The sequence below is a fragment of the Flavitalea sp. genome (assembly GCF_035489435.1).
Taxonomy (GTDB): Bacteria; Bacteroidota; Bacteroidia; order Chitinophagales; family Chitinophagaceae; genus DATHKG01.
This window is the reverse complement of the sequence record NZ_DATHKG010000096.1, coordinates 96,387-110,795: the sequence shown is the minus strand read 5'-3', so window position 1 is coordinate 110,795 and position 14,409 is coordinate 96,387. Positions and strand designations below refer to the sequence as shown.

The 14,409-nt window shown below is 40.7% G+C and carries 15 protein-coding genes; 10 read left to right on the top strand and 5 right to left on the bottom strand.

Annotation, left to right across the window (positions count from 1 at the left end; translation table 11 throughout):
- Positions 1-6 precede the first annotated feature (6 nt).
- Complete coding sequence (locus VK664_RS15965; protein ID WP_461399683.1) at positions 7-1,164, top strand: family 43 glycosylhydrolase; 1,158 nt, start codon at positions 7-9, stop codon at positions 1,162-1,164.
- Between the two features lie 111 nt (positions 1,165-1,275).
- On the opposite strand, the gene VK664_RS15960 is transcribed toward VK664_RS15965, so the two are convergent.
- Together VK664_RS15960 and VK664_RS15955 are read right to left on the bottom strand one after the other, a co-directional pair.
- Positions 1,276-1,827 carry a DinB family protein gene (locus VK664_RS15960; RefSeq protein ID WP_461399682.1) on the bottom strand — a complete coding sequence of 184 codons (552 nt, stop codon included), beginning with the start codon at positions 1,825-1,827 and terminating at the stop codon, positions 1,276-1,278.
- 4 nt (positions 1,828-1,831) lie between these two features.
- Positions 1,832-2,446 (bottom strand): helix-turn-helix domain-containing protein, encoded by a 615-nt coding sequence (locus tag VK664_RS15955; protein ID WP_461399681.1) that lies wholly within the window; start codon positions 2,444-2,446, stop codon positions 1,832-1,834.
- A gap of 246 nt (positions 2,447-2,692) precedes the next feature.
- Here VK664_RS15955 and VK664_RS15950 point away from each other — a divergent pair, with 246 nt between their 5' ends.
- From VK664_RS15950 to VK664_RS15940, 3 genes are all read left to right on the top strand, one after another.
- Positions 2,693-3,571 (top strand): sugar phosphate isomerase/epimerase family protein, encoded by an 879-nt coding sequence (locus VK664_RS15950; RefSeq protein WP_461399680.1) that lies wholly within the window; start codon positions 2,693-2,695, stop codon positions 3,569-3,571.
- Between the two features lie 20 nt (positions 3,572-3,591).
- Positions 3,592-4,023, top strand: coding sequence for a PH domain-containing protein (locus tag VK664_RS15945; protein WP_461399679.1), 432 nt, complete (start codon positions 3,592-3,594; stop codon positions 4,021-4,023).
- A 270-nt stretch (positions 4,024-4,293) separates the two neighbouring features.
- Complete coding sequence (locus VK664_RS15940) at positions 4,294-5,448, top strand: PepSY-associated TM helix domain-containing protein (RefSeq protein ID WP_461399678.1); 1,155 nt, start codon at positions 4,294-4,296, stop codon at positions 5,446-5,448.
- 245 nt (positions 5,449-5,693) lie between these two features.
- On the opposite strand, the gene VK664_RS15935 is transcribed toward VK664_RS15940, so the two are convergent.
- On the bottom strand, positions 5,694-6,263 hold the full coding sequence (locus VK664_RS15935; RefSeq protein WP_461399677.1) for a hypothetical protein: 570 nt from the start codon (positions 6,261-6,263) through the stop codon (positions 5,694-5,696).
- Between the two features lie 266 nt (positions 6,264-6,529).
- On the opposite strand from VK664_RS15935, the gene VK664_RS15930 reads away from it, so the two are divergent.
- Genes VK664_RS15930 through VK664_RS15915 form a run of 4 tightly spaced genes read left to right on the top strand, consistent with a single transcriptional unit; the run spans position 6,530 to position 11,229 of the window.
- The gene (locus VK664_RS15930) at positions 6,530-7,102 is read left to right on the top strand and encodes an RNA polymerase sigma factor (RefSeq protein WP_461399676.1); all 573 of its coding nucleotides are present in this window, start codon (positions 6,530-6,532) and stop codon (positions 7,100-7,102) included.
- A 1-nt stretch (position 7,103) separates the two neighbouring features.
- Positions 7,104-7,862 (top strand): tetratricopeptide repeat protein, encoded by a 759-nt coding sequence (locus tag VK664_RS15925; protein WP_461399675.1) that lies wholly within the window; start codon positions 7,104-7,106, stop codon positions 7,860-7,862.
- Positions 7,863-7,895: 33 nt separating this feature from the next.
- Positions 7,896-8,429, top strand: a complete 534-nt coding sequence (locus VK664_RS15920) for a hypothetical protein (protein ID WP_461399674.1) — start codon at positions 7,896-7,898, stop codon at positions 8,427-8,429.
- Positions 8,430-8,460: 31 nt separating this feature from the next.
- Positions 8,461-11,229, top strand: a complete 2,769-nt coding sequence (locus VK664_RS15915; protein ID WP_461399673.1) for a CHAT domain-containing protein — start codon at positions 8,461-8,463, stop codon at positions 11,227-11,229.
- A gap of 39 nt (positions 11,230-11,268) precedes the next feature.
- Here VK664_RS15915 and VK664_RS15910 read toward each other — a convergent pair whose 3' ends face one another.
- On the bottom strand, positions 11,269-11,568 hold the full coding sequence (locus tag VK664_RS15910; protein ID WP_461399672.1) for a hypothetical protein: 300 nt from the start codon (positions 11,566-11,568) through the stop codon (positions 11,269-11,271).
- Positions 11,569-11,635: 67 nt separating this feature from the next.
- Positions 11,636-12,583: a LysR substrate-binding domain-containing protein gene (locus tag VK664_RS15905; RefSeq protein WP_461399671.1), complete on the bottom strand. Its 948-nt coding sequence runs from the start codon at positions 12,581-12,583 to the stop codon at positions 11,636-11,638.
- 278 nt (positions 12,584-12,861) lie between these two features.
- Between VK664_RS15905 and VK664_RS15900 the strand changes: the two genes are divergently transcribed.
- The gene (locus VK664_RS15900) at positions 12,862-13,809 is read left to right on the top strand and encodes a helix-turn-helix domain-containing protein (RefSeq protein WP_461399670.1); all 948 of its coding nucleotides are present in this window, start codon (positions 12,862-12,864) and stop codon (positions 13,807-13,809) included.
- A 106-nt stretch (positions 13,810-13,915) separates the two neighbouring features.
- Complete coding sequence (locus tag VK664_RS15895) at positions 13,916-14,347, top strand: MauE/DoxX family redox-associated membrane protein (protein ID WP_461399669.1); 432 nt, start codon at positions 13,916-13,918, stop codon at positions 14,345-14,347.
- Positions 14,348-14,409 lie beyond the last annotated feature (62 nt).

Below are 14,409 nucleotides of genomic sequence, written 5' to 3'. Positions count from 1 at the left end.
TTCAAGATGTTTTTTTCATACGGCAAGTTTCACACAAGGGCCGGGTGTATCAACACCTGGCAATTATTTTTGCATGTTCTTGATCTGGATCGTAAAAATCCGGTGATTAAATCCGGGTTAATACAATTTATCATACTGACTACCTGTTTCGTTCTGTTTTCAATTACAAGTTTTGCGCAACAGGCTGCCACAGCTGATACTGCCCGCCGCCGTCCACCTTCCCCTGTCGGCACAATCACGTCAACAAGGCAAACGCCGGCCCATGATCCGGTTATGATTAAAGAGAAGGACACCTGGTATTTATTTACAACCGGTAATGGCATTAATGTTTATAGATCAAAGGATATGAAAAATTGGGTCAAAGACAACCCTGTATTCAGGCAGACGCCATCCTGGGTTAAAACCGCTATACCCACTTATCGTGGAAGCAGTATGTGGGCACCTGATATCAGCTTTCAGAATGGAAGCTATTATCTCTTCTATTCTGTTTCAGTCTTTGGAAAAAACACATCCTGCATAGGACTGGCAGTAAACAAAACACTTGATTCAACCTCGGCTGAATTCGGATGGACGGATCTTGGAAAAGTGATTCAATCAGTTCCCGGCAGGGATATGTGGAACGCGATCGATCCAAACCTGGTTGTCGATGAAAATGGTGTCGGGTGGCTAAGCTTCGGATCTTTTTGGGAAGGCATCAAGCTCCTGAAACTGAATCCAACGTTCAGCTCGCCGGCTGAACCGGCAATATGGCACACAATTGCCCGGCGGCCAAGGGATAATCAATTACCGGATAGCTCTGCCGGCAATGCAGCTATTGAAGCACCATTTATTTTTAAGAAAGATAAATACTATTATCTTTTTGTTTCGTGGGACTATTGTTGCCGAGGCGAGAAAAGCAACTATAAAGTCGTGATGGGTCGCAGTGAAAAGTTGACCGGACCTTATATTGACAGGTCAGGAAAGCCGATGGTTGATAACGGAGGTACCATCATTATTGAAGGCGATAACAAAGAATGGTTTGGAGCGGGTCACAATTCAGTTTATACTTTTGATGGAAAAGATTATATCATTTATCATGGTTACGATGCTATTGACCGAGGCAGGTCGAAACTCGTTATTAAGGAACTAGGTTGGGAAGATGCATGGCCCTTAATAAAGTTATGAGTTATGAGTGATGAGTGATGAGTGAGTTATGAGTGAACTTAATTTATGAATAATAATACGATAAATAGTATTGCTTTTTTGCTAACTGATAACTTGTCTTTCACTCATAACTCATAACTCATAACTACGATTAGACAATCGTAAGTATCGTTCACTAATTATTGACATATGGTGTATACTATGGCCGGTTAAAGCAAATCCCATTGCACGGCCTGAGATGGCATGATTGGGATTGATAGGATTGCCGGTGTGGGTGAGCTGAGATAAATCTGTATGTTGAAACAAACTGATCGTTGCTGATCTCACAGACAGGAATTCAGGAATCAGGTCATTCAGCGATCTTTTTTCCGTATGGGCATGAAAAAGATAGTGTTCACGGTTCGGATGATTGAGCGCTGTTTCGTTATCATTCCTCATGGAAACAAATGCCTTGAACGTTAAATAACGTTCAAAATCTATCAGGTGCATCAGCACTTCTTTTATTGACCATTTGTTGGTATCATAACGGAACACCTCAATTTCAGATGGAATACCACTGAATAATTGCGTCAATGATTCCTGGTTTTCATGGAGTGCTGATAAAAGGTCAGTGTGTTTGACAAGGTCGATATACTTCCTGAAAAAATCATTTGTTTCCTGTTCAGCTGGTTTTGCGATTTTCATGTGATCACTTTTCGGTTTGAATGGTTGTTTTGTAAGCTACAGGTGTTTTACCTGTCCATCTCTTAAACGCACGCACGAAAGCTGTCGGTTCATTGTACCCGAGAGCAAAAGCAATATCCTTCATAGCGTAGTTCCCGGATCTCAGAAATGTAACTGAGAGGGCCATTCTCACTGCATCAACTATTTCCAGGAATGTGGTGCTTTCACTTTTTAGTTTTCTTTGCAGACTACGAACACTCATATTAAAGTTTGCCGCTACAGCATCAAGTGTCAGCGAATACAGGAAGGAATTGGATAATAAATAATTATACACCTTTTTATGAAATGGACCATCAGCCTCGTTGGCTTTCATGAGTATACTGACCTGATTTAACAAATAATTTTGTAATTCATAGTTGGCAATTAGTATTTCCCGGCCGATAATTTTTTTTGGAAATTCGACCCAGGTTTCGTCAACTTTTCTTGAGACTCTACATCCAAGTACACGTTCGTACTCCTCCCAATCATTTATTGATTTATAGTCGATCCCGGCAAGTTCACAAAGTCGCTGGGCCTGTATCCCTCTTTGCGAAGCATAAGCAAGTAGAGCAAGAATGAATTTCTTTTGAAAATCTTCCATGTTGCAGCTGGTATAATCGGTCAGTGAATTGTTAGTAGCACATTCCCCTTAAATGTTACGCCTATGGTAAATTGTTATTTATAAATGTTCTTTTATGCATAGGCAAATATATCAATCAGTCCTCCTCGCAAAATCGCGATGTCGCAAAATGTAAATAACCTGGCATGAATTGCCTGTCGTAAACTAATCACACCCCATTTTTTTAAATGTTGCCTTTAAGTTCTACCTTAAAGCAAAATATTGATTATGAAATTAGTAACAGTACTATTCGCCTTAATCATATTATTGAATTCATGTACTGATCAGCAGCCAGCGGGTGAACAGCAATCCGACTCTGCCGTGGCGGCTGCTGTTAAACCTGCAGAAGATTGGAAATTCGGTATCGCGTTATGGACATTTCATGATGTAAACTTTCCTGAATCATTAAAGCTCGTCGATAGTGCCGGTTTAAAATATATTGAGCCCAATACATTCCACCAGGCAGGGCCGGAATTAAAGGACACACTTGTGGGTAAGCTATCACCGGCAGGTTTGGAGAAACTTAAGGCTATGATAAGCGAAAGAGGCCTTATCTGTGAATCCGTTTATGTAGTTGGTGATTCCACCATTCAATCATGGGCAAGACAGTTCGATATAGCCAAAAAACTAGGGGCAAAATTTGTAACAACAGAACCACCGCTTAATATGCTGAACAGCATAGATAGTCTTGCCGGTGCTTATGGCATCATGGTTGCGATTCACGAGCATTGGAAAGGAGTGAGTCAATATTGGAACCCGGATACAACATTGCTGGCACTAAAGGATCATCCGAATTTCGGGGTTTGTGCTGATCTCGGACATTTTCCCAAAAGTGGTATTGATCCTCTTGAAGCAGTGAAAAAATTCAAAGGCCGTATTATAGCCATACATATGAAAGACATTGCTGCCTTTAATCAGCCGGCTTTGAAAGATGTGAGGGCTGGTACAGGTGTTGTGAATTTTCCTGCGATATTCCAGGAATTGAAGGATCAGCAATTTAAAGGTCATATTTATATTGAACGTGATTCAATTGAGAAACCGAACAACCTCGCTTCGGTGAAACTGGCTTTACAGTATTATAATGAACAAACAAATAAAATCAAGTAGATGTTCTTCCTGGAATCATTATGAGTCATTTCAAATCTAAAATAGGTCCTGAATTAGCTATCCCGGTAGCTGTCTTATTGTTTGCGGGGTTAATGTTATCTTCTGCCAGTAAAAACTGGATAGGGGTGCTAATCATATTCCTCGTCATGATTTTTGTGCTGCATGTTTTTCTTACCACCTATTATGAAATAAATGGAAACATCCTCAAAATCAAATGCGGGTTCCTGATAGACAAGGAAGTTAATATAGATGATATTGTTTCTATAAAGGAGACTTTTAATCCTTTAAGTGCGCCTGCTACTTCACTTGACCGGCTTGAAATTAAGCTAAGGGGCAAGGACAGCATACTTGTTTCTCCAAAGGACAAACGTGAATTTATTAATGAACTGGTGAAAATTAAACCGGGGATTGCAGTTATTATGAGGGCCGATAAAAACAAAACAGCTAACTAACATCTGAGAGCAGTCTCCGTGTCCGGCACTGAGCTGAAATCAAAAAAAATCAACGGTTTTGACCCAATGAACTCATCCAGATAAAATTTCCCTTTTCGTAAACAGGTTTCCCGATAGCAAACGGTTTTGCAAACCGGATACAATATTTTTGTGTTTAGTGTCGAAACGATTAATAATATATCGGCAATATCATAAAATCAATACGATCGAAACTTGACAAGATTAGCTACTAAATCATCCGATCGGGTCAATCAAACAGCCAGACCCGGGATGACATTTAAAATATTTATCAGGAAGCTTCATCTAATCCTGGGGCTTGCATCCGGTTTGATCATAGTTATCCTGGGTGTAACCGGTTGTTTGCTTGCATTTGAAGTTGAGATCCGAAATCTCACTGAACCTTTCAAAAATTTAAAATCTCAAACTGGTCACCTTTTGTCCCCGTCTGCATTGAAATCGATAGCAGACAAAAAATTATCATCTGGTAATGCACTGGGTGTGGAATATCCTGGTTCAAACAAGGCAGCAATCGCGGCATGGTACGATTCAACACATTATGAGCTCGTCTATCTGAATCCATATAGTGGAGAGGTATTGAAGCATAAAAACATGAACGAAGACTTTTTTCGGATCGTTCTTGATGGTCATTATTATCTATGGTTACCAGAAAAAATCGGTCAACCAATTGCGGCTTCCGCTACGCTTATTTTTTTAGTGATGATGATCAGCGGGATCATTTTATGGTGGCCGAAAAACAAAGCTGCCCGTAAGCAGCGGTTCAGTATAAAGTGGAATGCAAAATGGCGACGACGAAATTATGATCTTCATAATGTGCTCGGTTTTTATGTGACCTGGGTTGCTATATTTTTGGCAATTACCGGCCTTGTGTTCGGTTTCCAGTGGTTCGCAAGGTCAGTTTACTGGATCAGCAGCGGGGGAGAAACAATGGTAGATCATGCCCACCCGGTTTCAGAAACGACAAAGGCTGCAGCTTATGCAAATATGGCCGATCATCTGTGGAGTGAGCACCGCGGCAGCTTAAAAGAAAATGAAAGTATATCTGTCTATTTCGCATCACTCCCAACAGATCCTCTTGAAGTGGTAATAAATCATAAACCCGGAACCTATTACACGAATGATTATTTTCATTATGATCAGTATACAGGCAAGGAGCTGGTCGCAGTTGGTAGTTATGCAGGGAAGTTTGCTGATGCACCAATGGCTGATAAGATTGTCCGTATGAATTATGATATGCATGTCGGTGCTATTCTTGGCTTACCTGGAAAGTTCCTTGCTTTTTTTGCAAGCCTTATAGCTGCGAGTCTGCCCGTCACGGGTTTTATTATCTGGAGGGGAAGGAAGAAAAAGAAAAGTGCAGCCACCCGGGCGATAACAAAAGTGGTTAAGTTGGAACAGGTAATTTAGATAAAACCCCGATATACCCGTACTAATTCCCTTACCTGGTTTAATAAAGAAAGGCTGGATCATGATTATGACACAGCCTTTCAGTGGTTAAGGCGGGATGTAAAAAGAGGGTGACAGAGGTTAACAGGAAACGTCAGTGTTCAAAGTTGGTCAGCGCTTTAAGGGTTAGCTTTGCGCTAAAATGATAAGCTTTCCAGGGTCGATCTGTTTTCAGAAGGGAGTGGGATAGCAGATGATCAATGTTGTTATTCTTTAAAAGATTGATCAACTGATTTGTCGAACTCTTCGTAAACTTCGATCTCACCGTTTACTACTTTCAAACGTTTCCATGATTTTTTGTTTTCGATAAGAACCAGGTGTGCGACCTTGTTCATAACTGTCACTTCAGCTACACCCCCAAAAATCTCCCACCTTGGATAGGCATCATTTACCATGTCTGCGATAGGAGCAGGAAGTTTGGCGAAATCATAATGTTTGATGTTATTCAGGAACTTTCCTTTCCTTGTGTAGGTGGTTCTGTTCATGTCACCATCAGTCTTGCTGTTGATTTGAATGGTCTTACCATTCTTATTAGCAAAGACCCTGATGTCATAAGCTGATTTAAAGTCACGGGTGAATCTTTCATACATTTTTGGTGATAAAGTTTTCATTTCTGTCAGGGATTTGAGATCCGCTTCGGCAGCCGCATAAGGCGCAGCTGCTGAGTTTACATTCCCGGGAGTAAAGTTGAGCGGAGTTGAATTCTGTGCGATTGCTGCTTCGTTTAAAGCGAGCGGAGACAGGAAGGCGAGTAACCTTACTAAGATAGGTTTCATTGTTTTAAGATTTGTAAGATGATTAAAATTTTGTGGCGAGGATGGTGGATTTAAAGCATTCAGGTGTTAACTTCCCGGAGTTTCTGCTTTCTGGTAACACTTTGGCAGATTCCTTTGCGGTTTCCTTTTAGTGTTTGTCAGCAGGCTTGCACTATTTGGTCGTGGATGGGAAACATAAGGGTAACAGAAAACACAACTTTTTTTTATACGCATTTTTACATATCTTTCTATAAGGAGGAACACTTATGCCATCCTTTACTTCCCCTTTGAATGATCAAGACTTTGAAATAACACGGAACCTCCGTCTGGACGGGGTTCCACGGCGAACGGCAGAAGACCATCTGTTCAGAAAGTATGCATATTTCATCCGCGAAGGCAGTCACAAATATTCTATCACAGAAGAAGAATCATTTGATGCGTACGCCGATTCAATTCTTTCCGCTATTGATACCATTACAAAAGGACTCTTCGAGAACCGTTCCAGCCTTAAGACTTATTTATACAAAATATTTCATAATAAATGTGTTGACCTTATCCGTAAAAAGACGACAAATAAAATGAGCGTTCACCAAACGACTGCCATTGATGATATGATGATGCAGCTTTCTGACACAGCGAAACCGGTAATTCAACAATTAATTGAAAGATCGGATATCGAACAACTGAAGCATCAGTTGGAGTTATTGGGTGAAAAATGCAAGAAGCTTCTCAATTTATTTGCTGAAGGATATAGTGATAAGGAGATTGCGGAAATTGCTGAATACAAAACCGGTGAGGTGGCGAAAACCAGCAGGATCCGTTGTCTTGAGAAATTAAGGCAATCATACAAAAACACATAATATGTCACAGAGCCTCGAACAAATCGAAAATTATTTCCAGGGTACATTAAATGCGGTCGAGGCCCGGGAATTCGAGATGGCAATTCAAAATGATCCTGATTTTGCGAAAGAGGTGGCTTTTTATATGAGTTCGGTAGGAACGGTGAAGGATCAGTTAAATGCAGAAAAGAAAATACGTTTCCGCCAGGTCTATGATAGTTCGAAGATGGTCGTTGCGGATCAGCTGGCTCCATCCAAAACAAAAGGTGCGGTTATCCGCCAGATCTGGAAGTATGCAATTGCCGCAGCTGTGTTTAGTGCGGTTTTAGTGAGTGGATATTTGTATACCAAGAGTCCTACGCCCCAGCAAATGGCTGATAAATTCATATCTGAAGAATTCCAGACTTTAGGTGTTCCCATGGGTACAACAGCAGATAGCATGACTATGGGAAAGCAGTTTAACGATAAGGGCAAATATGCGGAGGCCTTAGCTATATTTGAAAACATCGCGAAACAATATCCTACAGATGTCAAAGCACGCGAATATGCGGGTATTGCGGCTCTTATGCTTAAAGACTATGAAAAGGCATTTCAATATTTCCAGAACCTGTCTTCTGTACAGGGACTAAATTCCAACCCCGGAAACTTTTATGCGGCTATCACCCTGATGAAACGAAACCAACCAGGAGACAATGATCAGGCAAAAGAAATTTTGCAGAACGTTGTCAAAAACAAAGAAACACATAGTGAGATTGCAGAAGCCTGGCTCAAGAACTGGTAACGTTCTATTATATATTATTTAAACCTTTTCACTATGCCTGTAAAGACAAGCACCACTTCTCTCATTGCCGTTGGTCTGGCATCCTTTGTCGCCGGGGTATTGGTCTCCCGTAGAAAATGCCGGTCATGTGCAACAGATTCAAATGTCAAAAAATGGGGAAGGCTATATTTGACCGTAGACCCTCCGGAAGAGTTTAATGACACAAAAAAACTTAATGAGGAAATTAAAAAAATTACAGCACAAGTGCAAAAACATCATGTTGACAAACTTGGATTCGCTGGAAAATACAAACTTGGTTATACGTATGACCAAATAATTATTGAAGGAGAAAATATACTTGAAGTTCAATACTATACGGTGAGAATCCTTGAGGATGGTTATACCAGGTCATCCTTCGAGACTGACTCATCCCTCCAGGCTGGTGAGGCGCCCAGGGCCGCTCCGAGAATGATGTCATTGGAAGCAGGAACGGATGATACCGGTCATACTCCGCCACAATGTCCACGCCCACGTCCAAACTTTAAATCAAAATATGATTTTGAAGGATGGCAGTGCGATTATAATTAATGTGTGAGCGTGATAATTAAGAGCTTGAAAATTGAAACGGATAATAAACTATATCTGGTTCCTGGCAACATTTCTGTTAAGTAATCCGGCAAGTTCACAATCACTGTCCGTGCATTGCATAGACAGTGATTGTATTTTACAACAGCTTTCAGCTGATAGCGCAAGGAGTCTGAAAAATTTAAGTAAATGGATATCCATTGACTCTGCTATTTCTCATACAGCAATTCAGGGCACCTACATTCAAGGGCGTGTTCAACGGATGATCAGCGTTATATATTATGACAAGGGAGAATATAAAAATGCAATTGAATGGGCCGAAAAAGTCAGAGTACTTTTTAGGAAAATGATGGATGAAAAGGAAGAAAACCTGGTGCAACTCGCGAAGAACTTTTACCTGATGGTTGCCTGTTACGATTCGCTGGATCAATATCCAATGCAGATGAATATGGTGGACAGCTGTATTTCGGTGGACAAGGAAATGAATACCAGCTATTACAATACTTCACTGCTTATAGAAGAACAGGTTGCATGGTTATATAATAAAGGTGATTATAGGGCTTGCATCAGCTATGCTGATTTAGGGGAGGCGATTATAAAGAAATATGTCCATGATAATAGTAGTTTCCACAGAGCTACTTCAATAATCTTTTATAAGGTACAGGCGCACATGTACCTGGGGGAATTGCAGGTAGCTCAGGAAATACTTCACAACACCTTAAAAGAGCACGAAAAACTTCGCACGATTGGGTTACTGGGCACTTTACAGGGTATAAATGCTGATTTATATCTACTTCGTAATAAACCGGATTCGGCTATAGCTTCGCTTTTAATTGCTATTGAAAATCACAGGAAAGAAAAATATGCAAAGGGCCTGGCTGAGTGTTATGAAATCATTGGGCAAACTCATCTGGAATATTTTAATCGCCCTGATCTTTGTCTAAAATATAGCAAACTTGCATTACGTTATGCAGTTCAGATAGATTCTGTTTCGATTTTGAATACCATGTCGAAGGCATATCTAAAAGCGAATAATCCAAATCTAGCGCTGCAGTATATTGATAAGGCATCCAGCTTGTTAGGCGTTGATATCCCTAATATTAAAGAGATGCCTGGTCTTTTACTGACTTTCGCATTAGAAAAGCGGGCGCCATATGCCATTCAACTGTTGATTTCAACGGCTGATGTTTATTTGCGAATCGGGATGTTATACAAGGATCGCAGATCGCTAAACACTGCGATTGATTTTTATGCGCGCGCGGATCAGTTGCTTTCCCGGCTGAAAAATGAATATCGTACATTGGATTCCAAGTTATACTGGCGTAAGCAAACTGTATATCTATATGAGCGTGCGATTGAATCCAGTTATTTATTAGATGATAAAACTGCCGCCTTGTATTTTCTCGAAAAAAGCAGGGCGATTTTGTTACAGGATCAAATCAGTGAAACACGTGCAATGCAACCTGCAGAGCTGAAAATTAAGACAACCATCCGGGCTGAAATTAAAGCGCTTAACGATCGTATTTCACAGACAAACAGGGATGATCCTGCATATACCGCATTACAAAGGAGGGTTCTTGAGCTTGAACAAAAAGAATATCTTTTGAGATTGCCCGTCACCGGCACCGAATCTTTAATGCATGATCATAGATTAGCCATTGAGTCAGCTGCAGCTTTAAAAACTGTAAAAAAAATTCTTGAAACTCACCAGGCATATATAAACATTTTCGACGGCGATTCCGCGGTCTATTTGTTGAAGTTCATTGGACATAAAATATTATTCCAGAAGATTGCGAAAAAAAGCTATGACTGTCTTGTGGCGGAATTTCAGCAAGGGTTGATTAAACCGGAGGTCTATACCGATGCATTTGAAAAATGGTCGCGCAATGCAAATGCCCTTTATAAATTAGTGTTTGGCCATGATGAGATTTCCCCCGGCAGAATCATGATTTCTCCCGGCTCGAATCATTATCCTTTTGAAGCTCTCGTAAAAACTACAACGAACGGGCAAAACCGGTATTTGGTGCAGGATTATGCTATCAGTTATGTATACTCGGCCGCCTATCTTGCGGACAGTTCTATTGAGGCAAAATCAATCTCAAATCCCCAGCTTCTGGGAGTGGCACCTGTTCAATATTCCGGGCGTCTGAATGTAAGTGAACTTGCAGGCAGTGATTTATCTGTGAGGAACCTGGCTGAAGGCTTTAAGTATACCAGTATGTTTTCGAATGCGGCCACAAAGAAAAATTTTCTGGATAACTTTTATAAATACGAGATTGTCCACTTATATACGCATGCAGATGCCAGGGGGCAGCGGGCAGATCCTGTTATTTACTTCGCAGACTCATTACTTTATCTGAATGACGTGATGGTTTCAGTACGGCCAGTAACCTTGTTGATTGTTCTGGCCGCCTGCGAGTCAGGACTCGGTCAGTTTTATAAAGGAGAAGGCGTGTTTAGCTTTAACCGGGCTTTTGCGGCCATAGGTATTCCGACTTCTATTGTGAATCTGTGGCCGGTTGACAGTAAAACAACTTACCAGTTAAACGAATTGTTTTATCAGTTGCTGAGGAAAGGTTTGCCAGTAGATGTTGCCTTGCAACAAGCCAAATTAAAATATCTGGAGACTGCGACTGGCGAAAAGGTCATGCCTTATTTTTGGGCTGGCAGCCTTGTAGAAGGAAAGCCTTTAGAGCTTCTGCCTCTGAATAGTAAGTTCGCGATGGTTGTTGGAATCGCTATATTTTTTACGTTGCTGATCGCATTACTTGCCATCATTGCTTTAAGATTTCAACGGGAATAATTGCTACTTTCGATTTGCATTACTGGCTTAAATCTTTGGCTAGCAGGAAAACTTGTAGCTGGTAAGAATATTTGTAGAGTGCAAAAATCCTTCGCTTTCAAACCAATCTTTTTCGATCAGTTTACGCAATCCCATAAAACTCGCATGGGCCTGCGGGCATAACATAGAGCCAGCTGAAGCGGCTATTTCAGATTCTTCTTCCTCTAAAGTTTCCTCCGTGAGTTCCGGCATGGTTCCATTACAAAGTGTAAGTCGCTCCAGTATACTTTCTTTCGCCGAACGAAATTGTCGTAACGAGGGATAAATTGAATTAAAATGCGATAGTAGTTTGATTTTCATATAGTAGATTTCTCACCTCAAAAGTAACTCAAACTATATAACTAAATAAATACAAAATGGTTATAACCTATAACCTGAGGTTATGATAAGTCTTGGCGATTTTGATAAATGCTTTGGTCAATTCACTACTTTCGCCCTTGCGCTGGATGAAATAGAAATTTCTTTCAATATTTAATCCTTCAAAGTTTATTTCCGTTAATGTCTTGTCAGCCAATTCTTTCAGAACCGAACGTTTTGGCAAAAAACCGAGAAGTTCCGATTCGACCAGGAAATTTTTTAATGCTTCAGTACCACCAAGTCTCACTTTAACATTTAGCTGGTTGAGAGATATCTTGTTTTTTGCGAGACTGAATTGCAGCGCATCGAGTGTTCCGCTTCCTCTTTCACGCAAGGCTACGGGCATATTAACTATAGCGCTGAGAGGATACGATTTTTTTTTCGCGATGGGGCTATTTTTGTTGCAGACAGCAATTACTTTATCATTGATGAAAGGATGATAAACTATGTTAGTGAGTTTGCTGCGTTGTTCAACTATACCCAGATTAATTTCCTGGTCAATCAGGGCGGCAAGCACTATTTCGGAATTCCTGTTAAGCAGGCTGATCTCAAGCTGTGGAAATTTTTTATGAAATATTGATAGAATCCGGGGCAGAATATAAAGTGCAACAGTGGTACTTGCGCCGAGTTTCATTGTTCCTTTTGCTTCGATTTCGTTGCTTATTGAGGTTATCTGAAATTCGGTTTCTTCCTGTATGTTTTTAACATAAAGCAAACGTTCCATTAGTAATTTGCCGGCCGGTGTTATCTGGATCTGGATGCCTTTGCGTTCAAACAGTCTGCACTTATAATAGTTTTCAAGAAACTTTATGTGCTTGCTGATTGCGGGCTGCGAAATGAACAGTACCTGGCTAGCCCTCGAAAAGCTTCGTTGCCTGGCAACCTCCAGAAAAACCAGGTGATGAGTAGAAAGCATAGATGAGCTCCTGAAAATTATTTGTGGTGGATGTTCAAACAAACGAACAGGTTTATTTGATTGCCCCGGTGTTAAAACTCAAAGTTATGGACTGCGACCAATAATTTATCCGAAAATTCATGAAGTCATCCATATTGAAAAGTGGAAAGTCGTCGAATCCTGCCTTTACCAACGTATATACAATTTCAGGTTGAATTGACAATGGGTTTTTAACGGTTGGAAGTGGTGATAAAATTTATCATTATTTACCTTTTTACCATAAGGCGTTTCCGTTTTTACTTTATATTAGTGGATATAGCCAAGCTATCTTATCACCGCACATGATTGAATGGACTTCCTTATCAAATGAACCCCTGCAGTTTGAAAATTATATTCCGGCTGGCTTTGCGGGCGTCAGTATGCCAGAAGCGGTTATTGCTTCTGCAAAAGGCAAATTCGGTCGCCTGACTTTTCAAAGCATTGTCAACCCGGATTTTTGTTTTCAGTATAGTGTGGTTGATTTGCTGACACCATTAACGGTTATGGGACGTTGTTCGTTGGAAGGGCTATATACCCGGATTGTCCTGGAAAGTCATATCAACCATGACTTCAAAAATGCAGATGATATTTATATCCGTGAGGGTCAGTTTTCGATGGCACTGGCAAACAAGCTTGAAGCAAGAATTCAGTATCCGCGTGCCAGGGCTTACAGCAGTTTCGACGCCTGTTTTTCCCTGGATATGGTTAACCGGCTATTGCCATTTTATCCAACGGCGGCGCGGTTTTTCGAGGTAGGAATTTCGGCCCGGCCCTATATATTGATATCGGCTCCGAGGGCTGCAGGTGCAGAAACAGAATTGATCATTGAAAATATTTTGCATGAGCCGCGTAATGAGAAAAATGCTGAACTGCTCCTGGTAAATCTATTTGCACATCTCGAAAAAGATCAGGCCTATAAATCGCCTGGTCAGGATGTGTTGAATAACATTTACGCAGTCGAGGAGTTGATTGCTGAAAATATCCGGAAACATTATCTCCTGCCAGAACTGGCGCGTCGGGCAAATACAAACGCCTGTTATCTGAAAAAATATTTTCCCTGGATATTTGGTGTATCACCATATCAATACCTGGTAAGGTTAAGGATGCGGCAGGCCAAACGTTTTTTGAAAAGCGGCCTGTCGGTTAAGGTCACCGCAAAACAATGCGGTTATTCATCCACTGCAGAGTTTTCAAAAGCATTTAAAAAAGTCGTTAAAGTTTCCCCGGAAAAGTTCCGGAACGGAGATTAACACAAATAAATTCCTTTTTTCACCTTGTTTTATACCAAACTGACAACAGCTTTATTTGGATTCACGTAAAGGTATACCCGAACTTTAGGTTATAACCTTTACTGCGATGAAGAAATTTTTTATCAGCCATTTTACGGATACCGCGGCTAGCTTATTTATTGTGTTGTTTCTTTATACTGCGGTGAGTAAGTTGCTGGATTACCGTAGTTTTTATGCCACAATGGATATAATGCCATTGCTGAAGGGCAAGGGGTTTATTCTTGCACCTTCGATCATCGTTTCAGAGATTATTATTTCCTTTGTTTTATTGATACCTGCCTTGAGGGTGTTGGGCCTTTATTGTTCCCTGGCACTGATGTCGGTGTTCACTATTTATCTGTTGTTTGCTGTGATGAGTGGTTATTCGTTGCCTTGCAACTGCGGTGGTGTATTAAGGCAATTAAGCTGGAAACAACATTTATTGTTTAACATTGCTTTCGTATTAGTTGCAATCTCAGGCATTGTATCACATCTGAAACAAAAACATTTATTGCAATAAATCAAGGGCTTCCGGAGGCATCCGTCGGTTCAAGGGGAAAGCCGAAACCCCTTAAAATCAGT

Coding starts and splice junctions, on each gene's coding strand:
- VK664_RS15945 (WP_461399679.1), top strand. CDS start 3,592: ATGAGTCATTTCAAATCTAAAATAGGTCCTGAATTAGCTATCCCGGTA.
- VK664_RS15900 (WP_461399670.1), top strand. CDS start 12,862: ATGATTGAATGGACTTCCTTATCAAATGAACCCCTGCAGTTTGAAAAT.
- VK664_RS15940 (WP_461399678.1), top strand. CDS start 4,294: ATGACATTTAAAATATTTATCAGGAAGCTTCATCTAATCCTGGGGCTT.
- VK664_RS15925 (WP_461399675.1), top strand. CDS start 7,104: ATGTCACAGAGCCTCGAACAAATCGAAAATTATTTCCAGGGTACATTA.
- VK664_RS15910 (WP_461399672.1), bottom strand. CDS start 11,568: ATGAAAATCAAACTACTATCGCATTTTAATTCAATTTATCCCTCGTTA.
- VK664_RS15955 (WP_461399681.1), bottom strand. CDS start 2,446: ATGGAAGATTTTCAAAAGAAATTCATTCTTGCTCTACTTGCTTATGCT.
- VK664_RS15895 (WP_461399669.1), top strand. CDS start 13,916: ATGAAGAAATTTTTTATCAGCCATTTTACGGATACCGCGGCTAGCTTA.
- VK664_RS15935 (WP_461399677.1), bottom strand. CDS start 6,263: ATGAAACCTATCTTAGTAAGGTTACTCGCCTTCCTGTCTCCGCTCGCT.
- VK664_RS15950 (WP_461399680.1), top strand. CDS start 2,693: ATGAAATTAGTAACAGTACTATTCGCCTTAATCATATTATTGAATTCA.
- VK664_RS15965 (WP_461399683.1), top strand. CDS start 7: ATGTTTTTTTCATACGGCAAGTTTCACACAAGGGCCGGGTGTATCAAC.
- VK664_RS15920 (WP_461399674.1), top strand. CDS start 7,896: ATGCCTGTAAAGACAAGCACCACTTCTCTCATTGCCGTTGGTCTGGCA.
- VK664_RS15960 (WP_461399682.1), bottom strand. CDS start 1,827: ATGAAAATCGCAAAACCAGCTGAACAGGAAACAAATGATTTTTTCAGG.